General features: G+C 66.4%; 11 protein-coding genes. 4 read left to right on the top strand and 7 right to left on the bottom strand.

Features of this window, described 5'->3' with window-relative positions:
- Nucleotides 1-153 precede the first annotated feature (153 nt).
- Nucleotides 154-1035 carry an outer membrane protein assembly factor BamD gene (locus DYQ94_RS04440; protein ID WP_024939405.1) on the bottom strand — a complete coding sequence of 294 codons (882 nt, stop codon included), beginning with the start codon at nt 1033-1035 and terminating at the stop codon, nt 154-156.
- Between the two features lie 120 nt (nt 1036-1155).
- On the opposite strand from DYQ94_RS04440, the gene rluD reads away from it, so the two are divergent.
- The 4 genes from rluD to DYQ94_RS04460 all read left to right on the top strand — a co-directional run bounded on the left by rluD (nt 1156) and on the right by DYQ94_RS04460 (nt 3991).
- Complete coding sequence (gene rluD, locus DYQ94_RS04445) at nt 1156-2151, top strand: 23S rRNA pseudouridine(1911/1915/1917) synthase RluD (RefSeq protein WP_054592204.1); 996 nt, start codon at nt 1156-1158, stop codon at nt 2149-2151.
- Nucleotide 2152: 1 nt separating this feature from the next.
- Nucleotides 2153-2968 (top strand): peptidoglycan editing factor PgeF, encoded by an 816-nt coding sequence (pgeF, locus tag DYQ94_RS04450; RefSeq protein ID WP_184429077.1) that lies wholly within the window; start codon nt 2153-2155, stop codon nt 2966-2968.
- A gap of 2 nt (nt 2969-2970) precedes the next feature.
- Complete coding sequence (locus DYQ94_RS04455; RefSeq protein WP_184429109.1) at nt 2971-3495, top strand: DUF4166 domain-containing protein; 525 nt, start codon at nt 2971-2973, stop codon at nt 3493-3495.
- Nucleotides 3496-3565: 70 nt separating this feature from the next.
- Nucleotides 3566-3991, top strand: coding sequence for a thiol-disulfide oxidoreductase DCC family protein (locus tag DYQ94_RS04460; protein ID WP_160954852.1), 426 nt, complete (start codon nt 3566-3568; stop codon nt 3989-3991).
- A 756-nt stretch (nt 3992-4747) separates the two neighbouring features.
- On the opposite strand, the gene DYQ94_RS04465 is transcribed toward DYQ94_RS04460, so the two are convergent.
- The 6 genes from DYQ94_RS04465 to DYQ94_RS04490 all read right to left on the bottom strand — a co-directional run bounded on the left by DYQ94_RS04465 (nt 4748) and on the right by DYQ94_RS04490 (nt 16704).
- Nucleotides 4748-6616: a methyl-accepting chemotaxis protein gene (locus tag DYQ94_RS04465; protein WP_160954843.1), complete on the bottom strand. Its 1869-nt coding sequence runs from the start codon at nt 6614-6616 to the stop codon at nt 4748-4750.
- A gap of 526 nt (nt 6617-7142) precedes the next feature.
- On the bottom strand, nt 7143-9581 hold the full coding sequence (locus DYQ94_RS04470) for a membrane-bound PQQ-dependent dehydrogenase, glucose/quinate/shikimate family (protein ID WP_184429107.1): 2439 nt from the start codon (nt 9579-9581) through the stop codon (nt 7143-7145).
- Nucleotides 9582-10191: 610 nt separating this feature from the next.
- Nucleotides 10192-11559, bottom strand: coding sequence for an alpha,alpha-trehalose-phosphate synthase (UDP-forming) (otsA, locus tag DYQ94_RS04475; RefSeq protein WP_024939412.1), 1368 nt, complete (start codon nt 11557-11559; stop codon nt 10192-10194).
- A complete protein-coding gene (locus DYQ94_RS04480) occupies nt 11556-13334 on the bottom strand; it encodes a glycoside hydrolase family 15 protein (RefSeq protein WP_104623789.1) in 1779 nt (592 codons plus the stop codon). Before DYQ94_RS04480 ends, otsA begins: the two co-directional genes overlap by 4 nt.
- A 48-nt stretch (nt 13335-13382) precedes the next feature.
- Nucleotides 13383-14141, bottom strand: a complete 759-nt coding sequence (gene otsB / locus DYQ94_RS04485) for a trehalose-phosphatase (protein ID WP_160954845.1) — start codon at nt 14139-14141, stop codon at nt 13383-13385.
- 127 nt (nt 14142-14268) lie between these two features.
- Nucleotides 14269-16704 (bottom strand): TonB-dependent receptor plug domain-containing protein, encoded by a 2436-nt coding sequence (locus tag DYQ94_RS04490; RefSeq protein ID WP_039525848.1) that lies wholly within the window; start codon nt 16702-16704, stop codon nt 14269-14271.
- Nucleotides 16705-16843 lie beyond the last annotated feature (139 nt).

A 16843-nucleotide genomic window follows, 5' to 3' on the forward strand; every position in this document is an offset into this window, starting at 1 on the left:
GGGACGGCCGATCTTCCGGTCGATCAGGCGTCACTGTCGCCAGGCATCGCGAGTGCCTGCGGCAACCGGCGCGCCGTCACCGCCGCAGGCGCGTTACCGCAATAAAAAGGGGCCTTGCGGCCCCTTTTTCTCATTACACCGGCGACTGATGTCTCAGTCGCGGCTCATCTGTGCGTTGCGCTGGCCGGTGGCGGCGGACTTCTCGCCGGCGAACGGGTTGAGCTTGCGGATGGCCCAGGGATACTTCGGCCAGTCGCCGGTCAGCCACGGGTGCTGCGGGCTGTTGAGTTCCAGCACGCGGCGTGCGTCGGCGGCCAGGGTCTTGTTGCCCAGGTGGGTGTAGGCCTCGGCCAGCACCGCGACCGCGTCGTATTGGTAGGCGCTCTGCGGATAGGTTTCCAGCAGGTAGTTGGCGCGACCGGCCGCCGAGACCCAGGCATTGCGCCGCAGGTAGTACAGCGCGTTGTCCAGTTCATGCTGGGCGAACACGTCGCGCAGCTCGATCATGCGCTTGCGCGCATCCGGCGCGTAGCGGCTGTTCGGGTAGCGGTCGGTGACGGTGTTGAAGTCGTTGTAGGCCTGCTGCGGCGAGGACAGGTCGCGACGGCTCGGATCCAGCGACCACACGCGGCGCAGGAACACCGTATCGCGGTTGCTGTTGGCCAGCCCGCGCAGGTAGTACAGATACGAGATGTTGCGATGGGTCGGATAGGTCCGGATGAAGCGGTCGACGCTGGAGACGGTGTCGTCGTGCTTGCCGGCCTTGTACTGGGCATAAGCGGTTTCGATCATCGCCTGCTCGGTGTACGGGCCGTACGGGTACTGGGCGATCAGGCGCTTGTAGCTGGCTTCGGCGCCGGCCCAGTTGCCTTTCTCCATCAGGCCGTGGCCCTTGCCATAGAGCTGCTCGACCGGCATGCCCTCATCGGGATTCTTGTCCTTGGCGCCGCGGTGGCAGCCGGTGACGACGAACGCCATGACCAGCATGAGGGCAATCAGGCGCGCAGGCGCGGAAAACGTGGACCGTCGGATCATGGGTCTGGGCAGGACGCATCAGGAAAACGAGAGCGCGATGATAGCCTAGTGGCCTGTCCGGCGACTGACTCCCGCCGCCCGGACCGCCAAATTCCCGCTTTTGCCTGAGTGCCCGTGTCCATGTCCGACCCATCTGCCGATCCCCTCGACCCGTCCATCCGCCAGGCCATCGTGCCCGACAACGCCGCTGGACGCCGTTTCGACGCGGTGCTGGCCGAGCTGTTCCCCGAATTCTCGCGCTCGCGCCTGTCTGAGTGGATCAAGTCCGGCGATGCGCTGCTGAACGGGGAAATGGCGCGCCCGCGCGACACCTTGCGCGGCGGCGAGAGCGTGCAGGTGCAGGTGGTGCTGGAAACCCAGACCCACGCCGCGCCGCAGGACATCCCGCTGAGCGTGTTGTACGAAGACGACCAGGTACTGGTGATCGACAAGCCGGCCGGGCTGGTGGTGCACCCGGGCGCGGGCAATCCGGACGGTACCCTGGTCAACGCCTTGCTGTTCCGCGACCCGGCGCTGGCGGCGGTGCCGCGCGCCGGCGTGGTGCACCGGCTGGACAAGGACACCAGTGGGGTGATGGTGGTGGCGCGTACCGTGCAGGCGCAGACCGCGCTGGTGGAACAGCTGTCCGCACGCGATGTGCATCGCCAATACCTGGCGGTGGTGGTGGGCGCGCTGGTCTCCGGCGGCACCGCCAACGCGCCGATCGACCGCCATCCGCGCGATCGGCTGAAGATGGCGGTGCGTGACGACGGCCGCGATGCGGTCACCCATTACCGCCTGCGCGAGCGCTTCCGCGCGCACACCGCGCTGGAATGCCGGCTGGAAACCGGGCGCACTCACCAGATCCGCGTGCACATGGCGCATCTGAAGTCGCCGATCGTCGGCGACCCGCTGTACGGCGGCGCGCTCAAGCTGCCCAAGGGCGCCACCGACGAACTGGTGCACGAGCTGCGCACCTTCAAGCGCCAGGCGCTGCATGCCGAAACCCTGGAATTCCTGCACCCGGTCAGCGGCGAGCCGGTGCGCGCCAGCGCGCCGGTGCCGGCCGACCTGCAGCGGCTGATGACGGCCCTGCGCGAAGACAGCGCACGCGCCGCCGAGCTGGCACGCCGCTGACGTGGACGCCGCCGCGCCCTTCGTGCTGCCGGCCGACTGGCCGGCGCCACCACGCATCCATGCGCTGACCACGCTGCGTCACGGCCTGGGCGGCTCGCTGGCGCCGTTCGACACGCTCAACCTCGGCAACCGCAACAGTGCCGATGGCGACGCGCCGGAGCAGGTGGAACGCAACCGGGCGCTGCTGGTCGAGGCGCTGGTACTGCCCGGTACCCCGCAGTGGCTGCGTCAGGTGCATGGGGTGGAGGTGCTGCGTGTCGACGCGCCCGTGCTCGAGCCCGGCGAACAGCCGCCTGCAGCGGGCACTGTCGCGCCAGGCGCGCAGGAACCGGTCGCCGATGCAGCGGTGACCGCCGTGCCCGGCGTGGTGCTGGCGATCCTCACCGCCGATTGCCTGCCGGTCGTGCTCGCCGCTGCCGATGGCAGCGAAGTGGCCGCCGCGCATGCAGGCTGGCGCGGCCTGGCCGACGGCATGCTGGAGCGCAGCGTGGCGGCGATGCGCACGCCGCCGCAGCAGGTGTTGGCATGGTTGGGGCCGGCAGCGGGGCCGCAGGCCTATGAAATCGGTGAAGACGTGTTCAACGCCTTCGTCGCGCACGATGCGCAGGCGCAACGCGCGTTTGTCGCGACCCGTCCGGGGCATTGGCGGGTGGACTTGTATGCGTTGGCGCGTCAGCGCCTGCAGCATGCCGGTGTGCCGGCCAGCGCCATCCATGGCGGCGGGCTGTGCACCATTTCCGAGCCGCAACGTTTCTTCTCGCATCGTCGCGACCGTCGCAGCGGACGCATGGCCACGCTGGCATGGATCGCGCCCTGAGCGTGCCGTTATTTGCGCAGGTGCTGGGGCAGGACGCGTTCGCGCAGCTGCCTGCGCCGGTGCGCGCGCTGCATTCGGTGCAGCAGCGGCAGACCTTCGCCGGCCGGGCAAGGATTCAACGCGGGACGCATGCGCTGGTCCCGTTACTGGCGCTGCTGAGCCGCTTGCCGCGCAGTGGCGAGGTGGAGGTCGAAGTAGAGTTTCTTGCAGACGCGGCGGGCGAGCGCTGGCATCGCCGGTTCGGCGGCCTGCCGATGCATTCGCGCCTGTGGCGCGAGGGCACGCGCTTGCGCGAACATCTGGGCGCGGTGCGGTTTGAATTCGCGCTGCGCGCCGACGCGCAATCGCTGTACTGGCAGGCTACGCGGGTATGGGCATTGGGCTGGATCCGGTTGCCTGCGCGCTGGTTCGAGCAGGTGCGTTGCCGCGAGCATGCCGACGCCGGGTGTTACGGATTCCTGGTCGACGTGCACTTGCCGCTGGTCGGCCCGTTCATTCGTTACGAGGGCTGGCTTGAACCGCGTTGATCCACCGCTCGTTGACGTGTCTCAGCTGGAGTCGTCTCGGTTGGAGACTCCTCACTTGAAGCCGTCGCGCGTGGAGCCGCCCGGCCGTCAGCCAGGTGCTGTGCCCGCGACCATCGTGTTCGATGGCGTGTGCCTGCTGTGCAATGGCTGGGTCAGGTTCCTGCTGCGTCATGATCGACGCGGGCGTTATCGCTTTGCCGCAATGCAGGGCCAGGCCGGACGTGCGCTGTTGCAGCAGCATGGGCTGGATCCGGACGACCCGTTGTCGTTTCTGTTGGTGGATGACCGCGGTGCGTGGACCGACAGCGACGCGATCGTGCGGGTGCTGGCCGGGTTGGGCGGCTTCTGGCGGCTGGCCACGGTGTTGCGCGTGGTGCCGCGTCGCGCGCGCGACATCGGCTATCGCCTGATCGCACGTCATCGCTACCGCTGGTTCGGTCGCAGCGAGCATTGCATGCTGCCGACACCGGAGCAGCGCGAGCGGTTTCTCGACTAGCGCCCCAGCTAGACGTAGGAGCGCACCTGGGCGCGATGGGCGTTACCGGGAAGGCTTCATCGCGCCCAGGTGCGCTCCTACGACTGCGCGCTGATTTCTCTGATGGCTTGTCGATACGGAGTGTTGTTCGTCCGCGTGTGCTGGATCTGTGGTGGCGGACAGGCACGCCTGCTCGGTGTAGGAGCGCACCTGGGCGCGATGCGGCGTTACCGATAAAGCTTCGTCGCGCCCGGGTGCGCTCCTACGACTGCGCGTTGATTTCTATGATGGCTTGTCGATACGGAGTGTTGTTCGTCCGCGTGTGCTGGATCTGTGGTGGCGGACAGGCACGCCTGCTTTGTGTAGGAGCGCACCTGGGCGCGATGGGGCGTTACCGGGAAAGCTTCGTCGCGCCCGGGTGCGCTCCTACGACTGCGCGTTGATTTCTATGATGGCTTGTCGATACGGAGTGCTGTTCGGCCGCGTGCGTTGGATCTGTGGTGGCGGACAGGCACGCCTGCTTTGTGTAGGAGCGCACCTGGGCGCGATGGGCGTTACCGGGAAAGCTTCGTCGCGCCCAGGTGCGCTCCTACGACTGCGCGTTGATTTCTATGATGGCTTGTCGATACGGAGTGCTGTTCGGCCGCGTGTGCTGGATCTTTGGTGGCGGACAGGCATGCCTGCTTTGTGTAGGAGCGCACCTGGGCGCGATGCGGCGTTACCGGGAAAGCTTCGTCGCGCCCGGGTGCGCTCCTACGGTGATTCCGTGACGGCGGCTTACGCGGCTGCGTTTTTGAAGCTTGCGGGCGCTGCTTTCGGGCTGCCGCTGTGCGCAGGCTGCAGGCGGAAGATCGACACCGCATCGGCCAGTTCCACGGCCTGTTCTTCCAGGCTGCGCGCGGCGGCGGTGGCTTCTTCCACCAGCGCGGCATTGCGTTGGGTGACTTCGTCCAGTTGCGCGACGGTGCGGTTGACCTGTTCGATGCCGCTGGATTGCTCGGCGCTGGCGGCGGTGATCTCGCTCATGATGTCGGTGACGTGTTTGACCGAGCCGACGATCTCGCGCATGGTCGCGCCGGCGCGGTGCACCAGGCCCGAACCCAGTTCGACCTTGTCGGTGGAGTCGGCGATCAGCGTCTTGATCTCCTTGGCCGCATCGGCCGAGCGTCGCGCCAGCGCGCGCACTTCCGAGGCGACCACCGCAAAGCCGCGGCCCTGTTCGCCGGCGCGTGCCGCTTCCACCGCAGCGTTGAGCGCCAGGATATTGGTCTGGAAGGCGATGCCGTCGATGACGCCGATGATCTCGCCGATCTTGCGCGAGGCGGTGCTGATCTGGCCCATGGTGGACACCACATCGTCCATCACCTGGCCGCCGTTGTGCGCGACTTCGCCGGTGCCCACCACCAGCCGGTTGGCCTGCAGCGCGCTGTCGGCGTTCTGCTTCACGGTGGAGGTGAGTTCTTCCATGGAGCTGGCGGTTTCTTCCAGATTGGCGGCCTGTTGCTCGGTGCGCTCGGACAGGTCGGCGTTACCGGCGGCGATTTCCACCGCCGCGCGGCGGATCGTGTCCGATGCGATCTGGATGTCGCCGATGATCTCGGTCAGCCGGGTCACGGTCTGGTTGGTGTCGTCGCGCAGGCGCGCGAAGATGCCGTGCGCATCGCCCTCCACGCGTTGGGTGAGGTCGCCTTCGGCCAGTGCACCGATCACCCGCGCCAAGGCGGCCAGGTGGGTTTCCACCGAGTCGTAGATGCGGTTGATGCCCTGCGCCAGCGACAGCAGCACGCCGTCCATGCCGTCGATCTGCATGCGCCGGCTGAAATCGCCGGCCGCGGCGGCATCGATGATCTGGATCAGCGCCTGCTCGGCGTTGACCTGCGCGGTGACGTCCATCCACTGCGCGATGGTGCCCAGCTTGGTGCCGTCGGCGGCAATGATCGGGCTGTAGACGAAGTCGATCTGGCGGCCGAAGAACGGCGCGCGCACCGCCTTGGAGGCGGTCAGCGCACGCATGCGGTCGATCGCGGCCTGGCTGTCGGGATAGATGTCGCCGATGCTGCCGCCGACGAAGCCTTCGGCATGGAAGCTGGGGCGGAAGCTCTGCACATCCGGCTCGATCAGCTTGAGCATCGCCAGCAGTTTGCGGTTGGCAAACAGCACCTGGCCGTCGTCGTCGGCGATGCGGATCATGGTGTCCAGATCGTCCAGCGCCTTGATCACGAACTGGCCGTGGCGCAGCCCCTGTTCCATCACATCGATGCGGATGGCCAGCTTGTCCTGGGTCGCCTGCAGGGCGTGCAGCAATGGCGCGAGTTCGCCGGAGGCGGTGCGCAGATCCAGGCGCTGAAAGCGCCCTTCACCGATGGCGGTCACCGTGCCGATCGCCTGTTGCAGTTGCGCCAGACCGCGACGGCGCGCCCACCACCACAGCCCGGCACTTGCCGCGCCCAGTACCAGCAGCGCCGGCAGCAAGCGGCCCAAGCCGGTCCAGACACCGCCGGGCAGCAGCGTGGCGGCGTAGAGCGTCAGCAAGCCCAGCAGCCCGATCTGTGCAGCGGCAGGCAGCCATGCGGCCGTGCTGGCACGCGCAAGGTTCCGGCCGGAAGGCGGGCGGGAGACGGCGGTGGCATCGGGTGAGGGCGACATAGGCTGAGTCCAACTGAGTGATTCGGAGTGGGGAGCGGCGTCCTGCGCTGCATGGGCTGCTATGGGGTATCGGCGGCCGAGCCCGAATCATGACGGCGTGAAATCACCGTTCGTCGGAATAAGTCGACCAGATCCCCGAAAACACCGATGTAGTTGATTTGGAAGCGGTTTCAGTGTGGTGCTAGGCACTGCGGAACCGTGGTTTGCGGCCGGATACCGGTCTTGCAATTGTAAATTTCACGTGAAATATGGGCTGGCTCCGTAAACACTTCGTAGACCGCGACTCCACGCGATCAAGACTGACCAGTGGCGTCATCAGTGCGAGGCAACGAACACGCATCGAAGCGCGGGGAATCGGGAATGGAGAATCGGGAATCAAGCGCGTCTTCGATCAAGCCCAGCCCATAAAAACGACAGCAAAGCGCTTTTCCCATTCCCGAATCCCGATTCCCGATTCCCCAAAAAAAAACCGGCCATCTCACGATGACCGGTCTATCGATGCCCAACTAGCTGACGTTACACCGGCTTACTTCGCCGGCTTGGCGCCCGCGTCATCCGGCAGCGCCCAGGCGATCACGCTGTCGCCCGACTTGGTTTCCATGCGGTCGTGCCCACCCACGGCGGCCACGATGTACTGCTTGCCGTCGATGGTGTAGCTCAGCGGGGCGGCCTGCGGGCCGGCCGGCACGCGGGTCTCCCAGACCTGCTTGCCGGTGCGGGTGTCGAAGCCGCGCATGAAGTCGTCCAGGGTCGCGCCGATGAAGGTCACGCCGCCGGCGGTGGCCAGCGAGCCGCTGTTGTTAGGCGTGCCGATCTCGAACTTGGTCTTGGACGGGATGCCCATCGGGCCCTGGTCGTAACCGGTGCCCAGCGGACGCCGCCAGAGCACCTGCTGGGTGCGCAGGTCCACGCCGGAGATGTAGCCCCACGGCGGTGCCACGCACGGCGTGTTGAGCGGCGACATCCACGGCTCCTTGCGGGCGCCGTAGGCCAGGCCCTTCTGTGCCATGTAGCCGGGCGTCTTGCTCTTGCCGTCGAACACCGACACCACGCCCAGCTCATTCATCTTTTCGCGGGTGTAGACCTGCAGGGTGTAGGGCAGGCGATTGCTGTTCATCACCATGATGCCGCGCTGCAGATCGACCGAGACGCCGCCCCAGTTGATGCCGCCGTGGTTGCCGGTAAAGGCCAGCGAGCCCTGCAGGGTCGGCGGGGTGAACATGCCTTCGTAGCGCAGCTGCTTGAACTGGATGCGGCAGGCCAGCTGGTCGAACGGGGTCATGCCCCAGGCGTCGGATTCGACGATGGTTTCGTACTCGCGGCTCGGTGCGCCCACGGTATTGGGCATGCCCGGCGAGATCGGCTGGGTGGCCGCGGTCCAGTCGCCATGATCGGTGCCCTGCGGCACGGCGATCTGCTTGACCGGCATGAGCGGGGCACCGGTGGCGCGGTCCAGCACGAACACCTGACCGGACTTGGTGGCCTGGATCACCGCAGGGCGGGTAGCGCCGCCGGCGACCGGCCAGTCGACCAGGTTCGGCTGCGGGCCGATGTCGTAATCCCACAGGTCGTGGTTGACGGTGCGGAAGTGCCAACGCTCCTTGCCGGTGGCCGCATCCACGGCAACCAGGGAGGCGGTGTATTCCTCATCCTGCGGGGTGCGGCCCTTGCCGAAGAAATCGCCCGAGGCATTGCCGGTCGGCAGATACACCAGGCCCAGTTCGTCGTCGGCGGCCATCAGCGACCACACGTTCGGGGTGGAACGGGTATAGGTCTGCCCGGCCGGCGGCTCGGCGGTGATCGCCGGGTTGCCCAGGTCCCAGGCCCAACGCAGCTGGCCGGTGAGCGCATCGAAGCCGCGCACCACGCCCGACGGCGCATCGCCTTCCTGGCCGTCGCGCACCTGGCCGGTGGGCTGGATCACCACGCCGCGCATCACCACCGGCGGCGAGGTCGGGCCGACGAAGCCCGGCTTGGTGTTGCCGGTGCCGGCATTGAGATCAACAAAGCCGTTGTTGCCGAAGCTGGTGCACAGCTTGCCGGTCTGCGCGTCCAGCGCGCCGAGGCGGCCATCGACCATCGGCCAGAAGATCCGCGTCGGGCACTCGGCGGTGCCTTGCGGCGCCTGGTAGTACGACGCGCCGCGGCAGGTGGTGGCGGCAACGCCGGCCATCGCCTTCGGATTGGTCTGCGGGTCGAAGCGCCAGCGCTCCTTGCCGTTGGCCGCTTCCACCGCGATCACCTTCTGGGTCGGGGTGCAGATGTAGAGCAGCTCGCCGACCTTGAGCGGGGTGTTCTGGAAGGCGTAGCCCAGCTTGGAGCCGGCCGGCTTCAGATCGCCGGTATGGAACTCCCAGGCCACCTTCAGGTTCTTGGCGTTCTCCGGGGTGATCTGCGCGCCGGGGGTGTAGTGGTTGGACAGGTTGGAGCCGGCGTACGAGGTCCAGTTGCTGGCATCGTGATTGGCCGCGACGTTACCGTCCGGGCTGGGCACGTTGGCGCGGCTGAACGGCGTCGCATTCTCGGCCGGCAGCTTGGAGGCATCGGCCAGTTCGACATTGCGCGGCACCAGCAGTGGCCACAGGATCAGCGTCGCGCCCAGGATCGGCAGCACGCCAGTCACCAGCACATAGCCCAGCCCCGACAGCGGCTGCATACGGCGACGGGCCACGCCCCAGAACGGCAGCAGCACCAGCCCCAGCACCGACATCCAGGCCAGACGCGGGACCAGGCCCCAGCCATCCAGGCCCACTTCCCACAGCGCCCAGGCGATGGTGGCCGCCAGCGTGGCGCCAAACAGCCACAGGCCGGCACGCTTGCCCAGCGCCAGCAACACGCCGGCCAGGAACAGGCCGATGCCCGCCAGCAGGTAATACCAGGAGCCACCGACGGCGACCAGGCGGCCGCCTTCGTAGGCAAGCACCGCACCGAGCACGGCGATCACCACGGCATAGACCACCAGCAACCAGGTGCCTAGTCCACGTTTTGAGGATTGATCAGTCATTTTGAGATGTCAGGAAGGACCCAGGCACCGGCAGGCGGTGGCGAGTCGTGGAGGGAGCAAGATCACAGGCTGGCAAAGGGCGGCCTTGGATCCAACAAAAACGTCCTAAAGCAGAACGTCCGGATATGAACGCGCAGCCCCTCCCAGGGTCCTCAGCGCTACTCATGCAGATATTTTAGACCGCAATGACGCTTGTGTCCGTGACGGAATGAGAACCAACGTTCCAGGCCATGCGGTTGAGGCGCTGGAATTACTCAAATTCGATGCGGCTGAAGATTGCTGTGGGTGTCAGGCGGTGTTGGGTGCATTCGCATGTGGCGACAAATGCAGGATCCTGCAGTAGTTCTATTGAGTTATTGACTCAAGCGGTGAGGCGGGGATTTGGCATTCGGGAGTGGAGATTTGTAGAAGCTGGGAGTTCGCGCTTCGGACATTTTCACTTGTACGTACACGCGTACCCTCATCCGTCTTTCGGGCACCTTCTTCCGAGGGGAGAACGGGGGCGCTGCCGGTGCGCAGCGCGTCTGTGCTGATAGCGTGGTGCTGGCAGCCTGCGTTACGGACACCGGAGTCAGATATCTGCAAGTGCCTGCAGGTAGCGCTGGCGCCAGTGATTGATGTTGTTCTTGCGCAGATGATCCATCATCGCGCTCCAGCGTTCGATGCGGGTTGCCAGCGGCATGCTTGCTGCCGTTGCGATCGCGTCGGCCACGCCGTCCAGATCGTGCGGATTGACCAGCAGTGCCTCTTTCATTTCGTCCGCTGCACCGGCCAGCAACGACAGCACCAAGACACCCGGATTCTGTGGATCCTGCGCCGCGACGAATTCCTTGGCGACCAGGTTCATGCCATCGCGCAGTGGCGTGACCAGGCCAACCGAGGCCGCACGATAGAAACCGGTCAACGTCGCATGGCTGAAGTTCTGATTGACGTAACGCAGCGGCGTCCAATCCGGCTCGGCATGTCCACCGTTGATGTGGCCGGCGATCTGCTCCAGCTGCCCGCGCAACTGGCGATACTCGTTGACGTCGCCGCGCGATACCGGCGCGATCTGCAGATAGGTCAGGCTGCCGGATTGGTCCGGATAACGCTCCAGATAGCGCTCGAAACCCTGGAAGCGTTCCGGCAGGCCCTTGGAATAATCCAGCCGGTCCACGCCGATCGCCAGTTGCCGGCCGCGCAGGCTTTCGCGCAGGTCGCGCACCGCCTGCTTGCCGACCGAGGCCTTGGCCTGGTTGGCGATCAGGTCGGTATCGATCCCGATCGGGAACGCCGCGGCACTGAAGCGACGCCCGCCGGGGCCTTCGACGATGTCGCCGTCGAGAATGCGGCCACCGCCGAACAGACGCACATAGGCCTTGAAGCGCTCGGCATCACGCTGAGTCTGGAAGCCAACCAGGTCGTACGCATAGAACGTGCTGAACAAGCGCGCGTGATCCGGCATCGCCTGCATCAGGTCGGCCGAAGGCATCGGCACGTGCAGGAAGAAGCCCATCTTGCAGCCCACACCCAGCTCGCGCAGCATCGCGCCCAGCGGAATCATGTGGTAATCGTGGATCCACAGCGTGTCGCTGTCCTTCAACAATGGCGCCAACTTTTCGGCGAATAGCCGGTTGACGCGCATATAGCCTTCGCGGGTGGCGCGGTCGTAATCGACCAGGTCCAGGCGGAAGTGCAGCAGCGGCCACAGCGTGCGATTGGCGAACCCGTTGTAGTACGAATCGATGTCGCGCTTGTTGAGGTCCATGGTGACGAACTTGATGTCGCCTTCGGTCTGTTCGTGCATGCCGCCGCTGTCGCCGCGGACGGTCTTGCCGCTCCAGCCGAACCACACACCGCCGCGCTCCTTAAGTGCAGCCAACAGACCAACCGCCAGCCCGCCGGCGCGGTTTTCGCCGGGCACTGCAACGCGGTTGGATACCACCACCAAACGACTCATGACGCCTCCTGCCAGCTCCGCGACAAGCGCATCGCTGCGATGATCAAGCCCACATGCGAATAGGTCTGGGGGAAATTCCCCCAGGCTTCGCCGTCTTCAAACGATAGGTCCTCCGACAGCAAGCCGAGGTGATTGCGGCGCGAGAGGATGCGCTCGAACAATTCACGCGCCTCCTCCTTGCGGCCGATCGCGGCCAGCGCGTCGATGTACCAGAATGTGCAGATGGTGAAGCTGGTTTCCGGCTCACCGAAGTCATCCGGTGCGATGTAGCGATACAGCGCATCGCCATGCTTGAGCACGCGGCCAACCGCTTCGACCGTGCGCACGAAGCGGCTGTCGTCGTTGGCGACGATGCCGATATCGGCCAGCAGCAACAGCGATGCGTCCAGGCGATGACCGCCCAGCGTATCGGTGAAATGGCCGCGCTCTTCGCTCCAGGCCTCGCCCAGCACGCGTTCGCGGATGGTGTCGGCGCGCTCGCGCCAGTACACGCTGCGCTCGGGCAGCACCAGCCGGTCGGCGATCTTGGAGAGGCGATCGCAGGCGGCCCAGCACATCGCAGCGGTATAGGTATGCACTTCGGCGCGGCCGCGGAATTCCCACAGGCCGGCATCGGGCACGTTGTGCAGCGCGAAGGCGCGCTCGCCCAGCGGCTCCAGGCGGCGGAAGGTGTCCGCATCGCCCTGGTCCTTCAGGCGCAGGTCGAAGAACAGCTGGGTGGAGGCCAGCACCACGCTGCCGTAGACATCGTGCTGCTGCTGGATCCAGGCCAGGTTGCCGCGGCGTACCGGGCCCATGCCGCGGTAGCCCTCCATCGTCTCGACTTCGTGCTCTTCCAATTGCGATTCGAAACCGATTCCGTACAGCGGCTGCATGGTGCCGTCGGCGGTGGCGATGTTGAAGATGTAGCCGATGAACTGCTCCATCGTGCGGGTGGCGCCCAGGCGATTCAGTGCACGCACCACGAACGCGGCATCGCGCAGCCAGCAATAGCGGTAGTCCCAGTTGCGCGGGGTGTTGGGCGCTTCCGGGATCGAGGTGGTCATCGCCGCGATGATGGCGCCGCTGTCTTCGTACTGGCACAGCTTGAGCGTGATCGCGCTGCGGATCACCGCTTCCTGCCAGTCGAGCGGAATCGACAGGTAGCGCACCCATTCGCGCCAGTATTCTTCGGTGCGTTCCTGCGCTTCCTGCACGTAGCCGGTGAGCGAGCGGGTCAGCGATTCGTCCACGCCCAGCACCAGGTTGACCGGGTGGCTGAGCACGAACGGCAGGCCGTCGCGCACGAAGCGCACCGGCACATCCGTGGTCAGGCGCAGGGTGAATTCGGGCAGCACCCAGCGGATGTGATTGCTGCCCCAGGTGGTTTCCGGGCTGCGTCCGCCCCAGTCGGCCAGCGGGCGGGCGCGCACGATGATGCGCGGGTTGCCGGCGAGCGGGCGGATCTGCCGGATGATGCTGACGGGCCGGTAGAAGCGCCCGTTGTTGCGCCAGCGCGGTGCGAAGTCGATGACTTCCACTTCGCCGCCGTGGTGGTCGCGCAACACGGTGCGCAGCACAGCGGTATTGGGCAGATAGTGTTGCTCGCTGCTGGCGAAGTCCTCCAGCTCCACGGCAAAGTCACCGCCTTCGCGCTTGGGCGAGAGCAGCGAACAGAACGCCGGGTCGCCGTCGAAGGCCGGCAGGCAACTCCACACCACGCGTGCCTGCCGATCGACCAATGCCCCAAAGCTGCAGTTGCCGATGACGCCCAGATCCAGGTTTGGCTCGGTCATGGAGTGCGAACGATCCTTTTGAAGAGAAGAGGGGAAGGCGCGCCGCGCTCAGGCCTGGCGCGCGTTGCGTTGCAGCCACGCATGCACGTCGGCGGTGCCGTCGACGCGGAAGCGCGCGCTGGTTTGGGCGCGATCGCCGACCAGCACGCTCCAGCCGCCGAGGCGGTTGGCTGCTTCGAAACCGAATTCGTCGGTGAGGTCGTCGCCGACAAACACCGGCGTGCGGCCGGCGAATGCGCCCTGCTGCATTAACTGTTCGACCGCCAGGCCCTTGTTGCTGCCTTCGGGGACGAATTCGATCACGTGGTCGCCCGGTTGCAGGCGGTACCCGGAAAGCTGGGCGATTTCCTGCTGCGCAAAGGCGAGCACGTCGGGGCCGGCCAGCGGCTGTGCGCGCCAATGCAGCGCGACGCTGACGCCCTTGTCTTCGACCAGCACGCCGGGGTGCCGGTGCGTAAGTGCGGCGGCACGCTGATGCAGGCCATGCAGCCACTCGGAGGTGTCCTGCGGCATCGCCGCGCGTGCGGCGATGTCGCTGCGCAGTTCGTGTCCGTGCAGGCCGGCGGCCGGAAGCAACAACGGCGCGAACAAGGCGTCCAGTTGCGACAGCGGTCGGCCGCTGACCAGTGCCACGGCGCCCTGCAGACGGTCACTTAGCTGGCCGATGGCCGCGCGGACCTCGGGCAGGAGCCGCACAGCCTCGGGGCTGTCGGCAAAGTCGATAAGGGTACCGTCCACGTCCAGAAACAATGCGCAGGCATCGTCCAGCAATGGCGGCGACGGAAGGGGGGAGTGCACGTCTGCCATTGCGCTAGTGTGCGCAAGGCGATGTGATATTCAGGTTATGCAACAGCGGGGAGTGGGGATTCGGGGGTGGGGATTGGCGATGCGCCCCACTTGCCAATCCCGAATCCCCGATCCACCCATCCCGGCGTCAGAACGAGTAGCGCACCCGGCCATACCAATACGCGCCGTTGCTGCCGATCGGCGAGAGCACGTCGTAGGGCAGGTTGCCGAAGTAGGCGATGTCGTCGATGGAGCGGTCCGAATAGTTGTCGAGAATGTTCTGGCCGCCGATCGCCAGCGTCCACTGCGTGCCCAGGTGGTACTCGGCTTCCAGGTCCAGCTGCCATTCCGCGCCATAGGTCTGGCGTGGCACGAAGCCGCCGCCGAAGTCGAACACGCGCGTGGCGCTGCCGTAGCGATTGACCCGGGTCTGCAGGTTCCAGTGTTCGTTGTTCCAGTTGGCGGCCAGCGCGGCGCGCGTGCGTGGTGCGGCATCGGTGAGCGTGTTGCTCTCTTCGACACCGAACAGCACGTAGTCCGGGTCCAGCGCGAGCAGCTGCGCCGGGGTGCCGATGACGTTCTTCAACTCGGTCTTGGCGTAGCTGTAGGTGCCGGTCAGCAGCAGGTCGCCGCCGAAGGCGTATTGGCGCCAGTTGCCGACCAGCTCGGCGCCGCGGGTGCGGGTGTCGGCGGCGTTGAGGAAATAGCTGGCGCTCTGCACGCCGGCGACGGCGAAGTTCTGCTGCACGAAGTCGGTCAGCGTGGTGCCGGTGATGTCTTCGGACAGCGCGATGCGGTCGTCGATATCGATCTGGAAGAAGTCCAGCGACAGGTCGAAGTGATCGCCCAGCTGGCTGGTGAAGCCCAGGCTGTAATTGAGCGACTTTTCCGGCTTCAGGTCAGTGGCACCGAGCGCGCGTGCGATCGGGTTGTTGACCGACAGCAGGCGGCCCTGGGTGAGGCGGCCGGCGGCGTCATAACCGGTGGACGTGGCTTCGTAGCCGATCTGGCTGAGCGAGGGTGCACGCACGTTGTTGGAGACCGCGCCGCGCAGCGCGAACGCCGGGGCGAAGGCATAGCGCGCGGCCAGCTTGCCGGTCCACTGGCTGCCGAAATCCTGGTAATGCTCGTAACGGCCGGCCAGGTCGGTGGAGAACTTGTCGCCGAACTGGCTGGACACGTTGGCATAGGCGCTGGCCACGTTACGCGACAGGTCGGCCTCGTCCTGCGGGGTCAGCCCACCGCCGGCCTGCGAGCCGGTGGGGCGATCGGTGAACGGGCCGGCCGCATAGCTGGCCGGGTCGCCGGCATGGGTGCGGTATTGCTCGCGGCGGAATTCGGCACCGGTGCCGAAGGTGTGGGTGGCGCCGGCCGCATCGAACACGCGGGTCAGATCCAGATTGCCCACGGTCTGCGCAAAGGCGAAATCGCCGGTCTTGAAGCGGGTGGTGCTGCCCGGGCCGAGCGAGGCGTTGAGCGAGTTGCGCAGCCGGTAGGTGAAGTCGTTGCGGCCGTAGTTGACGCTGGCGTCGTAGTCCCAGCTGCCGAGCTGCCCACGTGCGCCGGCGACGACCTGCAGGTCGCGGTTCTCGCCTTCGGAAATCGGGCGGTAGCCGTTGGGATAGATCTCACGCCAGTTGGCGCTGCCATCAGGGTAACGGAAGTAATTGGCGCCTTCGGTGTCGCGCTGGTTGTAGGTGCCGAAGGCGTAGAACTCGCCGGTGGCACTGAAGGGCACCTTGGTGTTGAGCCAGGCATTCAGGCCCTTGGTGGCGCCATCCCCGAGCACGTAATTGCGCTTGCCGGCCAGCGCCAGGTTGGCCGGGGTCTGCTCCTCGAACGACGGAATCTGGTCGAAGCCGGCGCGGTTGGTCGCCTCGCGATTCTTCAGCTCCAGGCCGACCTTGAAGAAGCCGCCGTCATCGCCGAGCAGGCTGCCGACCTTGGCGCTGGCGTAGCTGGTCTGGCCATCGGTGACGCGGCGATTGATCGGCTCCACGTCGGTGTTGTAGGCGCCGAAGCTGGCTTCCAGCTCGCCACGCTCGGGGTTGTCGTCCAGGATCACGTTGATGACGCCGGCGATCGCGTCCGAGCCGTACTGCGCGCCGGCACCGTCGCGCAGCACTTCGATGCGCTTGATCGCGTTGATCGGGATGGAGTTGAAATCCACCGGCGTGGTGCCCTTGCCGATCTTGCTGTCGGTATTGACCAGCGCCGAGGTGTGGCGGCGCTTGCCGTTGACCAGCACCAGCACCTGGTCGGGCGAGAGCCCACGCAGCTGCGCGGCGCGGATATGGTCGGCACCACCGGAGTTGGACTGGCGCGGGAAATTGAACGAGGGCAGCAGCGCCTGCAGCGCGCTGCCCAGCTCGCCGTTGACCACGCCGGCCTTGCGGATGTCCTCGGCGGTGAGCACGTCCACCGGCACGGTCGATTCCAGCACGGTGCGGTCGCTGGCGCGGGTGCCGGTGACGATCACGGTGTCCAGCGTGGTGGCGCCGGGGGCGGCCTGCTGGGCCTGGGCGTTGGCGCTCAACACGGCGGCCACGGCCAGGCCGATAGCCGAAAGGGTGGGGCGGGTCATCTCTCTCTCCTGCGACAGCAACTGCGAACGCGCCGCGCGGACGGCATCCGGCCGGGCAGGGGCGCAAAGGGGGTTCGGATCGTCCACATTCATCCGGATGGAGAGATATTATCGCGTTGTTCAGGCGCGTGCGAGATGG

This window comes from Xanthomonas sp. LMG 8993 (genome assembly GCF_009835065.2).
Lineage (GTDB): Bacteria > Pseudomonadota > Gammaproteobacteria > Xanthomonadales > Xanthomonadaceae > Xanthomonas > Xanthomonas arboricola.